Here is an 18,509-nt window from a genome sequence, read left to right on the forward strand (position 1 = left end):
TTCCAATTGGTTGAGCTAACCTGTGCTCCTCACCATTCCTATACCATCTCATCCAAGTTTTGATTTGTGTCTTATTTTTAATACCAAACTTCTCCATAATCTCTTTGTTCGTTAGTTCCCCAGAAAGTTTTAAGCGTATCACTTCTCTTTTAATTTCTTCAGGATAAACCATCTTCTTCCCCATAACAAAAAACACCTCCAAATGTCGATAAATAATTAATACGACTCTGGGGGTGTTTTTTCCTGTCTCATATTATTGGGTCACTCTATTTCTCTAACAACAAGGGTTTTTATTTAGTGATTCCGATTGGGCTCGAACCAACGACTTCCACCCTGTCAAGGTGGCGCTCTCCCAACTGAGCTACGGAATCATTCTTATATATCTAAATATAGGAGAACTCTGACTCATTGTCAATTGAAATATAATCCGTATTATATCCTAATCCAAATGATGTTCAGATTTCAATACCTTTACAACTGTCATATTCTTAAGCTTTATTTCCATTACATCCTTTTTTTACCAGAACTTTAAACGTTGGTAAACTTTTCTGCGACCTAATATATTAAGCTTTTTGTCGATTGGTAAAATTATCATAGCGATTCTTTATGTTACATTTGCTAGTCTAGTTAATAGATTAATCACAGGAGGTAATGAATTTGAAAATAAAAGTTTTGTTAACTAGTTTCATTGTTCTTACAGGTCTTACGGTTATGCCAGGTTTCGTTGAAGGATATACAGTCAAACAAGGGGATACATTTTGGAAAATAGCGCAAAAACATGGTGTATCTACGAATGAACTCATGAATGTTAATAACTACTCTTCTTCTCTTTTATACCCTGGAGCGAAGCTCACTATACCAGAGTCCTTTTCAGAAGCTGATAAGGAATTAATAGCAAGATTAGTACATGCTGAAGCAAAAGGAGAACCATACGCTGGAAAAGTAGCAGTGGCAACTGTTATCTTAAATCGTGTCGATCATTCGAACTTTCCAAACACTGTAAAAGGTGTTGTCTATGAAACGTATGAGAATGGAGCAATTTATGCATTTAGTCCTGTTGAAAATGGAGCAATCAATAAATCAGCGGATAGTGAAGCAAAACGTGCAGTAGAAGAAGCAATCGCTTTTCGTGGACAAGGGCAAGGATCTATTTATTTCTACAACCCAGAAACAGCTGCAAGCGCTTGGATATTTGACCAACAAACAACAGTAAAAATTGGGAATCATGTATTTGCAAAATAAAATTGTAATAAACTCATTTCATTCAAATACGCATGAAACCGGACCTTAAAGTCGTGTTTCATGCGTTATTTAAAATCAATTATATTATTTTATCTCCCTTATTTTTTATCACTTTTTACATATACCTCTGCCGGCACATGGATTTCCTGATTTCCTGCAACATACGGTGCAATCTCATATTGTTGGAATACGAGAGTAATTCCGTCATCTGTAAAATAAAAAGCCGTATCCTTCGTTAATTTAATGTCTTCCTTTTTTAAGTCTGGATAAAATATGTCTGGTCGTTCTGTGGCATACTCCCATACATAATCTCTAACAGCTTCAATCTGTTCTTTTTCCGTAAGAATATTGGTTAAATATACACGTTTTCCTTTATCAATATCAAAATTAAACGATTCAACAGTAGTGTTGCCATGTGCTCCTCCACTATATATATAGTTACTTGTCAGAATACTCAATTTCGGTGATTGGTTATACTTCACTTCATAATCTGTTTGGTATTCTGCATGAAAATCGTACTTCTCAGCTTGCTCTTCATTTTCCTTTAATTCTTGATAAGACTCTTTTATATACTTTTGGAACGCCTTATTGATTTTATCTTCCATCCCGGGTTTTTCAGTTTCAGACACTTGTGGATATTTTAAAGACTCGTTATCCTTATATATCTCATCTGTTACCAGAGCTGCTTGACCATTCGCAAATACTGTTGGAATTATCATTACGAATAATATGAAGCATAAACAGAGCTTTTTCATCTCGAAAACACACATCCTTTTTTTGCTTAGCTTACCTAGAATAAGCCTAAACATACATATGTTTTTGATAAAAAAATATGGGAATAATAAACAAAAAGGTGGTGAAAAAATGTCGATTGAGCAAATCGTGATTTTACTTTTTATAGGCTATCTTATTTTTACAATTGATACAAAGAAAGAAGACTTTCCTGTTCCAACGGTACTCATATTACTTGGCATCGGGATTTCTTTTATTCCTTTTTTTGAGTCGATAGAACTGACGGAGAATACTATTTACCATATTTTTTTACCTGCTTTGCTATTTGTATCTGCTTATCAATTTCCCATAAACGATTTCCGTCTGAATGCAAATGTAATTATTTCACTTGCAACAATTGGAATTATTTTGAATGTACTGATATTAGGTTATTTCATTTCGATCATCTCTCCTATTAGTTTGGGCGCTGGCTATGTTATGGCTGCTATCCTAACACCTACAGATCCTGTATCAGTTGTTTCTATTATTAAAAAAGCAACCGGAAATGAACAAATTGCCAGCATGGTCGAGGGAGAATCGATGTTAAACGATGGGACTAGTATCGTACTTTTTATCACTTTATTTGCGATTGCAACAAGAGAAAAAGGATTTTCGTTTTTTGCTTTTTTTGGCGATTTTCTGCTCGTTTCCTTAGGTGGTATTGCAATCGGGCTTACCTGTGGCTATTTAGTAAGTAAAATGGTCCACTATTCTCATTATCGTAATTATCAAATTATGCTCAGTATTATTCTGGCTTATGGTTCATTCTTAATTGCTGAAGCAGTAAATGTGTCTGGTGTTTTAGCAACGGTTGCGAGTGGAATGATGATTTCATTTGAATATGGACGAGCAATAAAAGAAGCTCATTTCCGTGAATCATTAGATGGATTTTGGGAGATTGTGGAGAATAGTTTACTTGCGATATTATTTTTAGTCATTGGTATTGAAATTACCGAATATTTAGCGATAGGTTATTGGTTATATGCTATCGTCATCTTTGTCTTCATGATTTTCGCACGTTACATCATTAGTTATGCTGTAACAAAGATAATCCACTCGCTTTCCTGGCGTTACAACTTGTTAATATCGTGGGCTGGCTTAAAAGGATCGATGTCTGTCTTTTTAATTCTCACCTTATACGCCAAAAACACTAGCAGTATGAACAGTGATTGGATTGTTGGTGTCAGCTTCACCATTGTACTATTATCTTTAACCATTCAAAGTCTCAGCATGGCGCCCATTTCAAGACAGTTGCTAAAATAATGCAGTAAAAAAGAAATCCTGTTAAAATACATAATGACAAGGGGGAGTTTATGTGGGACGTAACGGAAAGATGGAAGATGCGACCATTCATAGTGAACATCTGAAAGAAGAAATCCAGATAAAGTGGTATCTTCCAGAAGGATTTACAGCTTTTAAAGATTATCAATTATGTATCATGAATGATGGCGATGATTATTTCAGGATGGGGCGAGTTGCTACTTTAAGCGATCAATTACATGAAGATATAGAGATCGAGGCCACTATTTTTGTTGGTGTACATTATCAAGATAAAAATGATCGATGGGAAAAATATCATCCGAGTGGTCAACAGCAGGATGCTTATATTGCTTTTCTCGTAAAAGAAGCGATTCCTTATGTCGAGAATCATTTACATATTACACCGGTAAAGCGAATATTAATCGGAGATTCACTAGCCGGAACATTAGCATTTATGATCGCAACCCAATTTCCACATACATTTGATACGGTTATTATGCAATCACCTTATGTCGATCAAGATGTGTTGAAAAGGGCAAGCAAGGCCACGGAATTTTCACATATTGAAGTATTTCACTCGATTGGAAAAGAAGAAACAGAGGTACACATGACAAATGGAGAAACGGCGGATTTCTTAACGCCTAATCGCACTTTCAATCAGACCTTAACTGGAAAACTGCAGGTCTATCATTATGATGAATTTAATGGCAATCATACATGGAAATATTGGCAACAAGATTTAAAAGAAATATTAATCAAGATGTTAGGATAAGGGGAGAAACAATGGAATTGAAAAAAGTCAAAACAGAAAAAGAATTACAGGATGCCTATAAAGTTCGATTCACTGTTTTTGTAGAAGAACAAGGCGTACCGGAAGATTTAGAAATTGATGACTTAGAACAAGAAGCGCTTCATTTTATCGGATATGTAGAAGAAGAGCCAGTAGCGGCAAGCAGAATGCGCTTTGTTGATGGTTACGCCAAGATGGAGCGTATTTGTGTATTGCAATCACAACGCGGCAAAGGCTTTGGTCGAGATATCCTGTTATTTATGGAAGGAATTGCAAAAGAAAAAGCCATGGACAAATCGAAGCTAAATGCACAAACGAGAGCAGAAGCATTTTACCAATCACTGGGTTATGAAACAATTTCCGGTGAATTCATGGATGCTGGTATCCCACATGTCACCATGACAAAATCATTATGAGACTGTTATTAAAAGCTAAAATGTAAATACATTTTAGCTTTTTAATTTGGAATCGTTTCAACATGTATGCACATGATTGTTTTGGTATATCCTAATAAAAAATCTGATAAAGATAGGAGAAACAACTATGCATTACGGTTCCATTTTTGTAGAGACATTGTTTGGTTTTGTTATGTTGTTTATTCTAACTAAATTACTTGGAAAAACACAAATCAGACAACTTACAGCATTTGATTTTATCTCTGCACTTATTCTTGGGGAATTAGTTGGGAATGCCCTCTATGATAACGAAGTAGGAATTAGAGACATTGCTTTTGCAATTCTGTTATGGGGGGCTTTATTATATTTGACAGAAATTATTACCCAACGTTTTAAGAAAACAAGATCGATGCTAGAGGGCCAGCCGTCGATTGTTATCCATAAAGGGAAACTACAGCGTGAAGAAATGAAAAAAAGCAAGCTCGATATGAATCAGTTGTTACATTTATTACGTTCCAAAGATGTATTTTCCATTCGAGAAGTAGATTATGCTATCCTCGAAACCGATGGTACTGTTTCTGTTCTAAAGAAAACCGGCTATCAAACCCCCACACGTAATGACTTTAATCATCCCCCTGAACAAGTCATATTACCCTTTATGCTCATCAATGATGGTGAGATAATATGGGATAGTCTTCGTGAAATTGGAAAAGATGAAAACTGGCTAAAAGAAGAATTAAAAAAACAAGAAATCAGTTCAGTACAGGAAGTATTTTATGCTGAATATGAAATAGGCAAAAATCTATATGTTCAAGGATATTAGCAGTTAATAAAGTAGTTCAGTTTGGGTAGTACTTCAAACTGAACTACTTTTTACATTACTTTATACAGTTGCCTCAAACTTCCCACCTTTTCCAGTGACTTCTGCATAAACGGTATGTTTGAGCTGACTTTTTTGTTCCGTTACTTGATGGCGCTTTCTTTTCTTTTGTTGGGGAATCATTATTTTTTTAGGCTCTTCTTTTGTTCGTTCCTCTTTATAACGCATGCCAAACTGGATCGGGTATAGCCTTTCAATTGGAAATGGGTCTCGCTCTTCATGTGTGACACGATTATGATACTGTTGATACTGATAATTCTCAACTGGCATAATATATCCCATTGACGTCCATCCCCTTTCAAGGTTCTATATTATTCTATACCCATATTTTCGGAAAATGAATCATACTTTTGTCCGTCAAAAGAAAATTTTGTGATGGTGAAGCATTTATTGGAGAGCTACCCTAGAAAAATAAAACAGATAGCTTCTCACGAAAAAGCTATCTGTTTTATTATTAGAGCCATGAAAATGGAGGACGTACGTCTTTATCTTTGTCATCATCATCGTCTTGTTCTTCTTCAACATCCTCGACCGTTTCTTTTTCAAGAAGTTCCTCGTCTTCGGCTTCCACTGCACGTGGACCAAAGAAAGGATCATGACGTCGAGTTGGTTCAATGCGAACATTATCTGCTTTGATAACTAAGTCTTTCACATAAATCACTTTCTTCTTCTCTGACACGTTCTTCACTCCTTCTTTCTTTTATATCAAAATGTACTAGGTTTCAAATGGTCATTACATCTTATGCAACAGGCAAAGAATAGTGTCATTTATCACGATATTAAAGACCGAACATGTTAATTTCTTTAATTTGCTCCAGCGGAACGGATATCGGTCTCGGTTTACTTGCCACTTTTATAACCACCATGTCATTTTGATAATCTTCAATCAGTCCTATATACTTTTTCCGTTCCGTTATTAATTCACATTTTACTTTTGGAACATGAAAAGGCATGGAAGCAAAATACATTACCTTTTCCTTTATAGTCATCTCATTAAATTTTTTATTCTTTAGCTGATTCTTTGCATAGTACTGATTAGAAATCTCTTGAGACTGCTGTGGCTCATCGTAGGCACTGACAGAATGATATTGTGACTGCATGGTTCGTTTCGGTTCTGCCATATTGGGTTGTGTAATATATAGCTTTGGTAATTCTTGCTTCTCACGAATGGAGTCCATCTTCTCTACCTCCTTATAACAATGCATATTTATATATATGACAAACGTCTAATGCTTGTGAAAAAAAAATCAAACCTAATTATGGAAAACAAGGCTTCTGTCTATACAGATAGTCAATTTCTTCATAGATTATTAGTGTTAACGAAATCTTTTTTAGAAGAGGAGTGTAGTTTAATGGGAAGAAAAGTAGGATGCAATGATGACGTAGCAGGAATTGAAACTGGAAGTGACTGTGTCTGCGATGTTGTCCGTGCAATTGCTGATGCACAAGATAACGTTGTAGAAATGGAATGTGATGTAAGCTGTGCACGATCTATTCAAGATTTAGTAGCACCCGTGAGCGGTAACGGCTTAGATACAGTACCTTTTATTCTATATGATAAAAAAGGTAAACCATTTAAAGGATTCGGAGCTGAAATTAGTGGTGGTCGATTCGAATGCTTCAGCAGCTTTATTTTCCGTGTAAATGAAGTGGATGATGATGACTGTTGCGCAGTATTAGAACTATTAGTATTTGACAACGATGATGAAGCTTGCGGCGATCCTTGTGAACAGCTTGACAACGAACAAGTTGAAGATTTAGAACGTACTGGTATCTGTATTACTGTAGACTTAAATTGCTTCTGTGCAATTACTTGCTTACCAGCTGTTTCTGTATTTTAATAATCATTATCACTCTTCCAGCGATAACAAGCTGGAAGAGTTTTTTTGTTTACGTAACCATATTACTTGAATTAGTCCAGCAACTTCTGATAAAATCCGACACGTTGTGCAAAACAGGTGAATAGTTAGCAACAGAAAAGGGTAAAGTATATTGTGCACTCATACACAAAACAATTTTGGAAAGGATGTTAAGATGAAAAAGGTTACAAATGTCTTTTATATTTCTCTGGCAATTTCACTGCTATTTATTATATGGGGGATTATTCCTAAAGAAGTATTACCGGAATGGAATCTTGACCACGTCACTTCTCTTATTCAAGGTTTTCTAGTAACACGATTCGGTTGGTTCTACTTATTAGTTACCACTGCTTTCGTCATTTTTGCGATATTTTTAATTGTCTCTAAATATGGAAACATTGTGCTTGGCAAAGATGGAGACAAGCCCGAATACAATTATTTAACATGGTTCGGTATGCTGTTTAGTGCTGGTATGGGAATCGGACTTGTCTTCTGGGGGGCAGCAGAACCAGTTTGGCACTTACACTTGCCTCCATTTCCGACCGATACAGAAGCAGCAGCAGCACGTGTAGCTATGCAACACAGTTTCTTTCACTGGGGCTTTCATCCATGGGCAGTATATGCCACATTAGCACTCGCATTAGCTTATTTTCAATTCAGAAAGGACGAGCCCGGTTTAATCAGCAGTACTTTAAAGCCTCTTTACGGCGACAGAATGAACGGTGGCTATGGTACATTAATTAATGTAATTGCTGTATTTGCAACGATATTTGGGGTTGCTACCTCATTAGGTCTTGGTGCACAACAAATTGGTAGTGGTTTAGAATTTGTTTCTAATAATATTTCGAATACTATCTATACGCAACTTATTATTATTGCAGCCGTTACAGTACTATTCATGCTTTCGGCATTAACTGGTTTGAACAAAGGAATAAAAATTCTAAGTACCACCAACATTGTTGTAGCTATTCTATTAATGCTCTTCTTATTATTTACTGGTCCAACAAACTTCATTATGAATTTCTTTACAACGACATTAGGTTCTTATATATCGAACTTACCCGAGATGAGTTTCCGTATGGCACCTTTCAATGAAGAAAATGCGCACTGGTTAGAAGATTGGACGATTTTCTATTGGGCTTGGTGGATCGCGTGGGCTCCATTTGTTGGTATGTTTATTGCCCGTGTATCCCGTGGTCGTACGGTTAGAGAGTTTGTTGTAGGAGTCTTGCTAGTACCTACCATTTTCGGTGCACTATGGTTTAGTGTATTTGGCGGATCAGCTATTCACCTTGAAATGAACGAAAATATCGATATACTTAGCATCATGAATGAATCCGGCTCAGAAGCGGCGCTATTTACCGTTTTGGAAAACTTTCCATTAAGCTTAATAATGTCAGTACTAGCCGTATTACTGATCAGTACATTCTTTATTACATCAGCTGACTCGGCAACTTTCGTCCTTGGGATGCAAACAACAAATGGCGAATTGAATCCAGATATTAAGGTGAAAGTTGCGTGGGGGATTGTTCAATCAGGAACTGCAGCTGTATTATTGTGGCAAGGTGGCTTAGGAGCGTTACAAACCGCATCGATCATTGCGGCTTTCCCATTTGCCATTATTATGATTATGGTGATCTTCTCAATATTTAAAGCATTTAGAGAAGAAGCGCGTCTATATACATTAAAACGGAAAAAAAGAGAACAGAATTAAAAGAGAAGGGATTACCCTTCTCTTTTCTCTCTCTTAATTTCTTTAATCCTCTTTAATCAGCCATCTCAACTAATGAATATTGAATATATAAGCTACGATATCCCCATCTTTCGCAGATTATTTTACATCCTTTTAGGGCAGATACAAGCAAAAAAATAAAGCCCATAATCATGAGCTTCATTCATATTTCACCAATCTATTTTTTTCTTCTTCCTCAGTCAACAATCGAGTTGCTTTACCTACATCACCATTTTGTAATGTCCATACTCTATTATGGTCTTCTACAGCTTCGGAGAAGTCTCCTTCTTTCCATCTTGATAAAATATCTCGGTAAACCTCTTCATGTTGGTAGCTTTGAATATCTAACACTTCAAGCAAGAAATCGATTCTTTCAGGGGTGATTTTATAAAATCCATACATACGATCAGCATACACCTTTTGGTGAGCCATATAATTGATATATTTTTGATATTGTGATTCTTCAAGTGTTTTTTTAGTAAACGTATCTCCGAAAGGATTTATATAATCAGCATCCTTGTTTTCTTCTTTCTTTTCTTGCGATAATTCTTTGATTTCTTGATCTTCCGTTTCCTCATCTTCTTCCATATCAGTCAAATTATCATCAGTTCTCGTGTCATCTTCCTGTGATTGTGTTTCAACACCCGTGAAAAAATCAATAGATATAAATACAATTATTCCGATAAATCCAATGATAACAATACTTAATACCCACTTATATATTTTATTCCCCATGATAAGAATTTCCTCCTACGGTTCATTTTATATAAGCCTAACTTGGAATTATTATACTTTCAAGTCTTGAAGTGCATTCTTGTAGAGTGGAAGACAGGCTCATTTTTTGCTAGGTAGTCTTTTAAGAGTCTAAAAAGCGTTGTTTATCTTCTGGCTTTGGAATCATACATTGATCTTTTTTACCAAACCAACGGTAGCGATTTTTAGCTAGAATGGTATAGAAAATATCACGAACTGGTTTTGGTATAATTAGAAATATGGCAAACAGTTGATAAACTCCTTTCAGCTCTTTAGCTATACGTAGAGCAGCCGTAGACTTTGTATAAACACGATCGTTCTCAAGCAGAACGATACTATCCATATCTTGCGATGCACGGTGTTTGGTTAATAAATGTTGGCCCTTTTCACTTTGTAACGATGCGAATTGAAATTTGAGAGTAGGATCTCTCTTGATAATAAACTGCACACTGCTACTGCAAAAATTACAGACACCATCAAATAAAATGATTCGTTTCATACATAGCACCTCTTTTAATCAGTCTATCAAATGTTGGTATAGTAATACAAAAGCAAATACTTAAGTTAACAACGACTTCCACATCCTCTGCCATGCATACCTCTTGAGATATACTTGATTATAGTAATCAAGTTCACAAAATTATCCTTTATACAGAGTAAACATCCCACTTCATTATCCGAAGTGGGATGTTTCTATACATATTCAAGTATTTGTTGCAGTTCTTCCACATATTCCGCTGATCCCGTCACAACTAAGCGGTCGTTCAATTTCAATTCTGTATCTCCATGTGGAACAATGGAATCCTTACCACGGAATATACGAACCATAATAACGTCACCTGTAAACGGAAACTCTCGAAGTAGTGTACCATCATAATTAGCGTTATTCATGTTGATTTCATACAACGCACTGTCTTGTTGCGTAAAGATATTTACAACATTTGGTGCTTCAATTAATGCCTTCAATAGTGTTTTAGATGACATTAATACAGAGAAAACATCAATACCAATTTCCTGTAACCTTTTTTCAGTAACTGGATTTTCGATACGAGCAATTACTCTTTCTACACCATGTTCCTTAGCATACGTGGCAATTTCCTCATTATTGTATTCATTTCCAGTAGAAACGACAACAATATCATGATCAAATACACCAGATGCTTCTAGGGTGTCTAGTTCATAGTTATCAAGCTCGTTAATATCAAAAATAGTACGACCTTTTTTTACATCCAGTTTTTCTTGTTTTGTATGGAATAAATGCGTCTCAAATTCTTTCGGATCCAATTCACGAACAACCGGAATGGTTGCTTGATTTGTACCAATGAAAGAAACGGTTTGCTGATAGTCTACTTCTTCTTGATTTTCATAATATTTCTTAAAGAATGACGGTGTAATAATACATGATAGCACAGCAACTAACACAAGCGCACCATGCATTTCACTTGAAATAATCTCTAGTCTCTCACCAATCGTTGCAGCAGCGATAACTAGCGATAATGTAGAAGTTAATAGCATACTTGCTGCAACGACCGTTTTGGTATCATACCATTTTTTCAGAACAGCAACCGGTATAACTTTTGAAATTAAGAGCGCAATAAATAATAAAGGAATCAACGCTAATACTTTTGGTTCATCAAATAATGCCCATAAATCTAAGTCTACTCCCACCATCACAAAGAAAATAGGAATTAAAAAACCATAGCCAAAGCTGTCCAATTTTTGTACTAACTCTTGATTTGGTGCTAGTAACGAGACTAATGCTCCAGCTAAAAAAGCACCAAGAATATTTTCTGCCCCTACCGATTCTGATAAAGCTACAAGGAAAATGATTAAGGTAAACACTGCCCTTGTCCCAATTTGAATCGTTCCTTTAGACATTGTTTCGATAAACGACTGATTGCGAAAATGCTTGCCGACGAAATACAGTAAGACACCAACACCAAATAGGATTAGCAATAACCACATATTACCGGATTCTTCACCATAGAATGATACGAATACTGCCAATAAGATCATGGTAACTAAATCGGCAATAACAGCAATTAATAAAATCGTTTGTCCTACGGTAGTTTGCATTGCTTGTGCTTCCTTTAGAGTAGGAACCACAACACCTAATGAAATCGTAGAAATAATTAACGTCATTAAGTAAACATTATCGATAAATCCAAATAAGACAAATAGATAAGACAGGAAGAATGATAATATTAAAATGCCAACAAAAACAAGACTTGCTAATAAGACTGGATTGGGCATTTTTTCCGTCATATTCTTTTGATTTTTTCGTTGTTTTTTACTAGAAAAAATCGAAAAATCTATTTCCAAACCACTAAGAAACATTAAGAAAATAAAACCTAATGTTGATAATGTTTCCAACCAGTTACTCTCTTCAACAAGGTTAAATCCACTATTTCCAATGATCAAACCTATGATAATTTCCGCCACCACAACAGGAATCATTTTCAAACGAAATCTGTGTAACAGTATTGGTGTTAAAAATGCTGCGATGATGACAATAACTAATGAACTAACAGACTCAGCATGCTCCATCTTACAGCACACTCCTTTCTCCTTAAACTAAGAAGCTCATAAACGTCGTTGCTAAACCAAAATAGATAAATATGGAAATCAAATCATTTAATGTCGTGATAAATGGTCCTGATGCTACTGCCGGATCGATATTAAAGCGGTCCATCATCATGGGAACAAAAGCTCCAGATATAGTTGCTATTAATAGCGTAGCCATCAATGAAATTCCCACTATGATTCCTAAAAAGAATTGATTATACACTAAGCTAATAAGCATGATTATGATAATCCCACAACAGAAACCTGTAATTAAGCCTGTCTTTGTTTCTCTCCAAATCACTTTAATTTTTCCCTTTTTCTCTAGCTCTCCAGTTGAAATACTTCTAACTGCTACTGCCAACGCTTGCGTGCCTGTGTTTCCTGCCATACCAGCAATTAATGGAATAAAAGCTGCCAAGATGGCTACTTCTTCTAAAGCTGCTTCAAAGCGGGTTATAATACTGGCAGTAAGCATGCCAAGGAATAAGAGTGCTATTAACCATGGCAACCTTTTTTTAGCAGAAGAAATAGCTGTATCACCACTACTTTCAACATCAGAAATACCAGCTAACTTGGAATAATCATCACTTGCTTCTTCATCCATAACGTCCATAATATCATCGACGGTTATAATACCTAATAGATGATCTTGAAAATCGACAACTGGAAGTGCTAAAAAGTCATAGTCTCGCATCATTTGTGCGATATCCTCTTGATCTTCTCCAACTGGTACGGAGACAACGCGCTCACTCATGACATCTTGAATAAACCATTCACCTTCCGCAATAATTAAATCTCTTAATGATATAACACCGACAAGTTTTTTAAAGGAATCGACAACATAAATATAATAAATCGTCTCGGCAGACGGGGCTTCTTTTCTTAAATGCCTCATCGCCTCTTTGACGGTCATTTGTGTATGAATCACAACAAATTCTGTAGTCATAATACTACCGGCTGTTTTCTCTTCATAATGAAGCAATTCTTTAATTTCTTCTGAAGATTTCTTATCCATTATCGTTAAAAAACTTGCTACTTTATTTTTATCTAACTCATTTAAAATATCTACCGCATCATCTGTAGACATTTGTTCCAATACTTTTGCTGCAAATGCTGGAACCATCTCCGTGATGAATGCTTCAACTAAATCTTCATCAACTTGTTCAATCACATCAGCCATTTCTTCTGGGGATAGATAGGAATAAATTAAAAAGCGGATGTCCTCATCTTGTTCTTCAAAAATCTTTGCCTGATCATAAGGATGCAACTCTAAAAATTCCGCTCGAAATTTGTCTATTTGTTCATCAAATAATGCTTTCTGAATTTTTTCCCACATTTCTAATCGCTCATGCTGTTCTAAATGTTCCATTATACCGCCCCCCCTTACTTACACTGACTTGTTCTATATCTTGGGATGTTAAAAGAATAACACAAATTTCGAAAAAAAACGCTAATTTTACACATTCTTATCAAAATAAGATGTTACAATAAAGTGTGACTTCCCTCAGCTGGGGATTTTCCCCCACTAGGCTCGGCGAAATTACAGTGTTAACACCCGTTATCTCCCTTTTCCTTCTTCGACTTGAAACTTGATGTGGAAGTTCAAGTGGTAATGTGGGAAAATTATTGTTTTTATTCTCAAAAAACCATTTATACACTATACTAGGAATAGACTATATTTTTCAAGAAAGAAAGGTTCAATTATTATGTCGGAAAAAAACTCGAATTCAAAGCTTGATTATTCATTGATTTTAATTATTATTTTACTCGCGATTATAAGTGTTTTTACTTTATATACATTAGATCCCTATTTGAGCCAAAAACCTTTGTTTCAGAATATGTACTTAAAACAAATGGTCTGGTATATTGTCGGATCTATGGCCGTCGCTGTGATTATGATGTTTGACTATGATCGATTTCGACAAGTTTCTTGGTTACTGTATGGCATAGGAATTATTGCATTAGTAATGCTTTACTTTCATTTCCCACCAAATATTGCGCATCAAGTAAAAGGAGCATGGGGATGGTTTAAATTTCCTGTATTAGGTACTATTCAGCCAGCTGAATTTATGAAAGTCTTTCTCATTATCTTTTTGGCTCATATCATGGTCGCACATAATGAGAAATACCCAGTGCATACGGTAAAAATGGATCTTTGGTTACTATGTAAATTGGGATTTTTTACGCTAATCCCTGTATTTTTTCTATTAAAGCAACCTGACCTTGGCGGTGTATTAGTATTGGTTGCCATTACTGCCTGCATGATTCTTGTCTCTGGTATTAAGTGGCGGATTATTTTAACTATCTTTGGTACATTTCTTGTTTGTTTTGTATCTGCTATTACCCTGTACTTAACAAATCCGGAAGAAGTAAATCAATTCCTCTATGATCAAGATCTTGATCACGTTGTCGAACGATTTCAAGGATGGTTATTTCCTGATGAATACAGTCAAGGTGGTGCCTATCAAACATTAAAAGCAATGCTGGCAATTGGCTCGGGACAATTATCAGGTAAAGGGATGGGAGACCTTCAAGCTGCCTATCAAGTGCCAGAATATCATACGGATTATATATTTACGTCTATCGCTGAACAATTTGGATTTTTCGGTTCTAGTGTTGTGATCCTTATTTATTTTTTGCTCATTTACCGACTGATTTATATTGCACTGAAATGTAAAGATCCGTTTGCAAGTTATATGGTAACCGGGATAATCGGTATGTTTACCTATCAAGTATTTCAAAACATCGGAATGTCGATTCAATTACTTCCTGTAACTGGGTTACCATTGCCTTTTATCAGCTATGGTGGTAGTTCAACCCTTACCTATATGATTGCAATCGGAATTGTTTTAAGTGTATTTTATCGTATAAAAACCTATATGTTTGACGAATCATAAAGGGAGAGCTTTAGTTCTGACTGATTATTAGCGAACAGGTATACGTGGTATACATGGAACAAACGGATAGGAGTTATTTCAATGAAATTAGATATTATCGGTGATATTCATGGATGCTATCAGGAACTTCAAACATTGCTTAGTGATTTAGGTTATCAATGGGAAAACGATAAAATTCGTCATCCTGAAAATAGAAAACTTGCTTTTGTAGGAGATTTAACTGATCGAGGGCCACGTTCACTCGATGTGATTCATATTGTTTATCAGATTGTTGTGGAACAGAATTTCGGCTATTATGTGCCAGGCAATCACTGTGATAAACTGTATCGTTTCTTTCTGGGCAATAATGTGAAACAACAACACGGTCTAGAAACAACCGTAGCAGAATATCAACAACTGTCTAAACAAGAACAAGACGAAGTAAAAGAGATGATGATGACACTTTATGAGGATGCGCCGTTATATCATGTGATCGATGAATTAAATACCGTAATCGCACATGCTGGAATTCCTGAAAAATATATCGGGAGACATGATAAGAAAGTAAAAACATTTGTGTTATACGGAGATATCACCGGTGAAAAGCATGAGGATGGTAGACCAGTTCGTAGGGATTGGGCACAAGATTATCATGGTGACAAATGGATTGTTTACGGGCACACTCCTGTTTTAGAGCCGAGATTTGTGAACGAAACAGTGAACATTGATACTGGTTGCGTATTCGGAAATAAGCTGACTGCCTTTCGCTTACCAGAAGAAGAAATAGTCAGCGTTGAGTCCACCATGCCATTTGTTGAGGAGAAATTTAGATATTAAAAAGCATAATTAGCTAAAAAGTTCCGATCTACGAATGATCGGAACTTTTTGGTTGGTATATTATTTATTTAAGATTTCTACGTTACCACTTCTATTTCCCATCACAATGGTATCGGCCATATGAACAAATAGGCCATTTTCAACTACTCCAGGAATCATATTTAAGGTATGATTTAGTTTGTAAGGGGATTGTATTTTTTCAAAATAGCAATCCAAAATATAATTCCCATTATCTGTAATGAATGGAGAATTCTCTTTAGCGCGTAAAGTAGGATTGCAACCTAATCTACTTATCTGTTTACTTGTCATTTCCCAACCAAAAGGGACAATTTCAACGGGTAAGGGGAATGCACCTAAATGACGAACGTATTTTGATTCATCGATAACGATAAGGAGCCTTTGCGAAATGGATGCCACCATTTTTTCACGTAATAAAGCTCCTCCACCACCCTTGATTAGTTCGAACTTTGGATTGACTTCATCAGCTCCATCTATAGTTAAATCCAAATGGTTGACAGACGACAGATTCACTAATGGAATACCTAAATCTTCTGCGAGAGTTTCAGTGCTTTTAGAAGTAGGTACGCCTTTAATATCAAGTCCTTTTTTTACTAACTCAGCTAACGCTACAATAGTCCAATAAACGGTTGAACCAGTTCCAAGACCGACTAGCATTCCGTCCTGTACATATTCAACAGCCTTTTCTCCTGCAATCTGCTTACTATCCATTTCATCACCTCTTCTAAGTATTCACTGTTCAACTCTTCTTTTTTTTGGTGAGAAGCATGAAAAAGAGTGAGCCTTGGTTTATTCGTTTATGACTTCGCTAATTTAAATCGTTGCCATGCCTCTTCTAAATCGTCAGCTAGTGAGATTTCGAATTCCATAAGTTCCTTTGTGAGGGGATGATGAAAGGAGAGCTTATGACAGTGTAATGCTTGACGCTTTAATTTCGTAGTATCACCGTCATATAAACTATCACCAATCAAAGGATGGCCAATCGAAGAGAAATGAACGCGAATCTGATGGGTTCTTCCCGTTTCTAATTTGATCTCTACGAGCGAAATGTCCGCTAACTCCTCTTTTACTTGATAATGCGTGATAGCTCTTTTCCCAGTAGCAGCAACCACCCTCTTAATAATTGAATCCGGAGCTCGGTCAATCGGGTAATCTAGCATCCCTTTTTTCTCGTTAAGCTGACCAGCAATAACCGCTTGATATCGTCTATTTACTTTTGCTTCATGCTGATCTTGAAATAAAATGGAATGGCTATAACGATGCTTGGCGATTAATAATAACCCTGATGTATCACGATCCAATCGTGTCACCACATGAACTGTGTAAGGTACTTGCTGTTGGTCATAGTGATAAATAATCCCATTCGCAAGTGTATTACTAGGATGGTGAAAGGACGGGATAGTAGCCATATACGGCGCTTTATTCAAAACCAGCACATCATCATCTTCGTATATAATATCAAGCGGAATTAGTTCCGGGATTAATAACTCGCTTCTTTTTTCTGGTGGGAATACAACCTCTACCAGATCATTCTCTGACAATCGATGACGTACGGTGACACTATTATTATTGACTAGAAGCTTACCACCTTCAAATTTAATCGCTGTTAAAATTCTTCGTGATATTCCGCGAACTTGTATTAAATATTCTTTTAACAATAAGCCGTCGTACTGCTTATTTACTTTCCACTTCAATTTATCCACCTACACTATATTATGTTCTTTCATCAGAAATAAAGGAGTCGTGCACCCTTTTCCAAAAAGGAAAGGCTCGGAACCTAGCAAAGCGAATTTTTTCATCTGAGACACGACATTCGATTCGGTCAATATTGGCATACTCCTCTGTATTATGATCTACTGTAATTAACATACTTCTATCATGATATAGTGGCAACAGCTCACATACATGATGTTTCGGTAAAATTAACGGAGAACCAATTGTTCGGTAGACACGATTATTGATAGACGCCATCTCCGTAATTTGTAAGGCATTAAGAGATGGGTGGAGGATAGCTCCACCTAACGCTTTATTGTATGCTGTGCTTCCAGATGGGGTTGATACACATAAACCATCTCCACGAAAACGTTCGAAATGTGCCCCTTTAATATGAACATCCATTGCAACCGTACTATCAATTGATTTGACAGAAACTTCATTTAACGCCACGAATTGTTGATACTGTTCACTATCAACTGGATGAATCTTAATATCAAGCAATGGGTATTCCACTACTTCAAAGGGCTTTTTGGCAATTTCAATAATTAATTTCTCCACTTCCTCTGGCACCCAATCTGCATAAAAGCCTAAATGACCTGTATGAACTCCGATAAACGCTGTGTCTTTCAATCGATGTTTGTATGTATGGAAAGCCTCCAGAAACGTACCATCGCCACCTACAGAAATAACAAGCTCTGGCTTTTCTTCATCATATTCAAGTGAAAAATCCGTTAAATATTGTTTCACTCTCGACTTAATCACTTCTGACTTATTATCACTTCTTGACAGGATTGCAAAGCGCATGTTATCCCCCT

Annotated in this window: 21 protein-coding genes and 1 tRNA gene; 9 read left to right on the plus strand and 13 right to left on the minus strand. The window is 36.1% G+C overall.

The features are described 5' to 3' along the window. Positions 1-184, minus strand: a 184-nt coding sequence (locus tag D569_RS0115320) for a helix-turn-helix domain-containing protein (protein ID WP_018933304.1), incomplete at its 3' end; no start/stop codon positions are given. Between the two features lie 114 nt (positions 185-298). Further along, positions 299-371, minus strand: a tRNA-Val gene (locus D569_RS0115325). A 280-nt stretch (positions 372-651) separates the two neighbouring features. Between D569_RS0115325 and D569_RS0115330 the strand changes: the two genes are divergently transcribed. After that, a complete protein-coding gene (locus D569_RS0115330; RefSeq protein WP_083939060.1) occupies positions 652-1,242 on the plus strand; it encodes a cell wall hydrolase in 591 nt (196 codons plus the stop codon). 98 nt (positions 1,243-1,340) lie between these two features. Here the strand turns inward: D569_RS0115330 and D569_RS0115335 are convergent, their stop codons facing one another. Further along, positions 1,341-1,997, minus strand: a complete 657-nt coding sequence (locus tag D569_RS0115335; protein WP_018933306.1) for a DUF3298 and DUF4163 domain-containing protein — start codon at positions 1,995-1,997, stop codon at positions 1,341-1,343. Between the two features lie 109 nt (positions 1,998-2,106). Here D569_RS0115335 and D569_RS0115340 point away from each other — a divergent pair, with 109 nt between their 5' ends. From D569_RS0115340 to D569_RS0115355, 4 genes are all read left to right on the plus strand, one after another. After that, positions 2,107-3,276 carry a cation:proton antiporter gene (locus D569_RS0115340; RefSeq protein ID WP_018933307.1) on the plus strand — a complete coding sequence of 390 codons (1,170 nt, stop codon included), beginning with the start codon at positions 2,107-2,109 and terminating at the stop codon, positions 3,274-3,276. A gap of 52 nt (positions 3,277-3,328) precedes the next feature. Then, the gene (locus D569_RS0115345; protein ID WP_018933308.1) at positions 3,329-4,045 is read left to right on the plus strand and encodes an alpha/beta hydrolase; all 717 of its coding nucleotides are present in this window, start codon (positions 3,329-3,331) and stop codon (positions 4,043-4,045) included. Positions 4,046-4,056: 11 nt separating this feature from the next. Next, complete coding sequence (locus tag D569_RS0115350) at positions 4,057-4,479, plus strand: GNAT family N-acetyltransferase (RefSeq protein WP_018933309.1); 423 nt, start codon at positions 4,057-4,059, stop codon at positions 4,477-4,479. A 127-nt stretch (positions 4,480-4,606) separates the two neighbouring features. Further along, positions 4,607-5,281 (plus strand): DUF421 domain-containing protein, encoded by a 675-nt coding sequence (locus tag D569_RS0115355; protein ID WP_018933310.1) that lies wholly within the window; start codon positions 4,607-4,609, stop codon positions 5,279-5,281. Between the two features lie 60 nt (positions 5,282-5,341). Here D569_RS0115355 and D569_RS0115360 read toward each other — a convergent pair whose 3' ends face one another. From D569_RS0115360 to D569_RS23700, 3 genes are all read right to left on the minus strand, one after another. Continuing rightward, a complete protein-coding gene (locus D569_RS0115360) occupies positions 5,342-5,620 on the minus strand; it encodes a hypothetical protein (RefSeq protein ID WP_018933311.1) in 279 nt (92 codons plus the stop codon). Positions 5,621-5,792: 172 nt separating this feature from the next. Beyond that, entirely contained in the window at positions 5,793-6,017 is a 225-nt protein-coding gene (locus D569_RS23015) for a hypothetical protein (RefSeq protein ID WP_018933312.1), read from the minus strand. Between the two features lie 100 nt (positions 6,018-6,117). Beyond that, positions 6,118-6,516: a CotO family spore coat protein gene (locus tag D569_RS23700; protein WP_018933313.1), complete on the minus strand. Its 399-nt coding sequence runs from the start codon at positions 6,514-6,516 to the stop codon at positions 6,118-6,120. A 174-nt stretch (positions 6,517-6,690) separates the two neighbouring features. On the opposite strand from D569_RS23700, the gene D569_RS0115375 reads away from it, so the two are divergent. Both D569_RS0115375 and D569_RS0115380 read left to right on the plus strand, forming a co-directional pair. Then, on the plus strand, positions 6,691-7,179 hold the full coding sequence (locus D569_RS0115375; RefSeq protein ID WP_018933314.1) for a CotY/CotZ family spore coat protein: 489 nt from the start codon (positions 6,691-6,693) through the stop codon (positions 7,177-7,179). Positions 7,180-7,372: 193 nt separating this feature from the next. Further along, complete coding sequence (locus tag D569_RS0115380) at positions 7,373-8,911, plus strand: glycine betaine uptake BCCT transporter (protein ID WP_018933315.1); 1,539 nt, start codon at positions 7,373-7,375, stop codon at positions 8,909-8,911. Positions 8,912-9,088: 177 nt separating this feature from the next. On the opposite strand, the gene D569_RS23025 is transcribed toward D569_RS0115380, so the two are convergent. The 4 genes from D569_RS23025 to mgtE all read right to left on the minus strand — a co-directional run bounded on the left by D569_RS23025 (position 9,089) and on the right by mgtE (position 13,616). After that, the gene (locus tag D569_RS23025; protein WP_018933317.1) at positions 9,089-9,664 is read right to left on the minus strand and encodes a DUF6241 domain-containing protein; all 576 of its coding nucleotides are present in this window, start codon (positions 9,662-9,664) and stop codon (positions 9,089-9,091) included. Positions 9,665-9,785: 121 nt separating this feature from the next. Beyond that, entirely contained in the window at positions 9,786-10,181 is a 396-nt protein-coding gene (locus D569_RS0115395; RefSeq protein WP_018933318.1) for a thiol-disulfide oxidoreductase DCC family protein, read from the minus strand. A gap of 194 nt (positions 10,182-10,375) precedes the next feature. Further along, positions 10,376-12,229: a monovalent cation:proton antiporter family protein gene (locus D569_RS0115405; protein WP_018933320.1), complete on the minus strand. Its 1,854-nt coding sequence runs from the start codon at positions 12,227-12,229 to the stop codon at positions 10,376-10,378. Positions 12,230-12,251: 22 nt separating this feature from the next. Then, complete coding sequence (mgtE, locus tag D569_RS0115410; RefSeq protein ID WP_018933321.1) at positions 12,252-13,616, minus strand: magnesium transporter; 1,365 nt, start codon at positions 13,614-13,616, stop codon at positions 12,252-12,254. 337 nt (positions 13,617-13,953) lie between these two features. Between mgtE and D569_RS0115415 the strand changes: the two genes are divergently transcribed. Both D569_RS0115415 and prpE read left to right on the plus strand, forming a co-directional pair. After that, positions 13,954-15,144 (plus strand): FtsW/RodA/SpoVE family cell cycle protein, encoded by a 1,191-nt coding sequence (locus tag D569_RS0115415; protein ID WP_018933322.1) that lies wholly within the window; start codon positions 13,954-13,956, stop codon positions 15,142-15,144. 81 nt (positions 15,145-15,225) lie between these two features. Then, positions 15,226-15,960, plus strand: a complete 735-nt coding sequence (gene prpE / locus D569_RS0115420) for a bis(5'-nucleosyl)-tetraphosphatase PrpE (RefSeq protein WP_018933323.1) — start codon at positions 15,226-15,228, stop codon at positions 15,958-15,960. A gap of 60 nt (positions 15,961-16,020) precedes the next feature. On the opposite strand, the gene rpiA is transcribed toward prpE, so the two are convergent. The 3 genes from rpiA to D569_RS0115435 all read right to left on the minus strand — a co-directional run bounded on the left by rpiA (position 16,021) and on the right by D569_RS0115435 (position 18,498). Continuing rightward, positions 16,021-16,689, minus strand: coding sequence for a ribose-5-phosphate isomerase RpiA (gene rpiA / locus D569_RS0115425; RefSeq protein ID WP_018933324.1), 669 nt, complete (start codon positions 16,687-16,689; stop codon positions 16,021-16,023). Positions 16,690-16,775: 86 nt separating this feature from the next. Then, positions 16,776-17,672 (minus strand): RluA family pseudouridine synthase, encoded by an 897-nt coding sequence (locus D569_RS0115430; RefSeq protein WP_018933325.1) that lies wholly within the window; start codon positions 17,670-17,672, stop codon positions 16,776-16,778. Between the two features lie 19 nt (positions 17,673-17,691). After that, positions 17,692-18,498, minus strand: coding sequence for an NAD kinase (locus tag D569_RS0115435; RefSeq protein ID WP_018933326.1), 807 nt, complete (start codon positions 18,496-18,498; stop codon positions 17,692-17,694). Positions 18,499-18,509 lie beyond the last annotated feature (11 nt).

It is taken from the genome of Gracilibacillus lacisalsi DSM 19029, assembly GCF_000377765.1.
Taxonomy (GTDB): domain Bacteria; phylum Bacillota; class Bacilli; order Bacillales; family Amphibacillaceae; genus Gracilibacillus; species Gracilibacillus lacisalsi.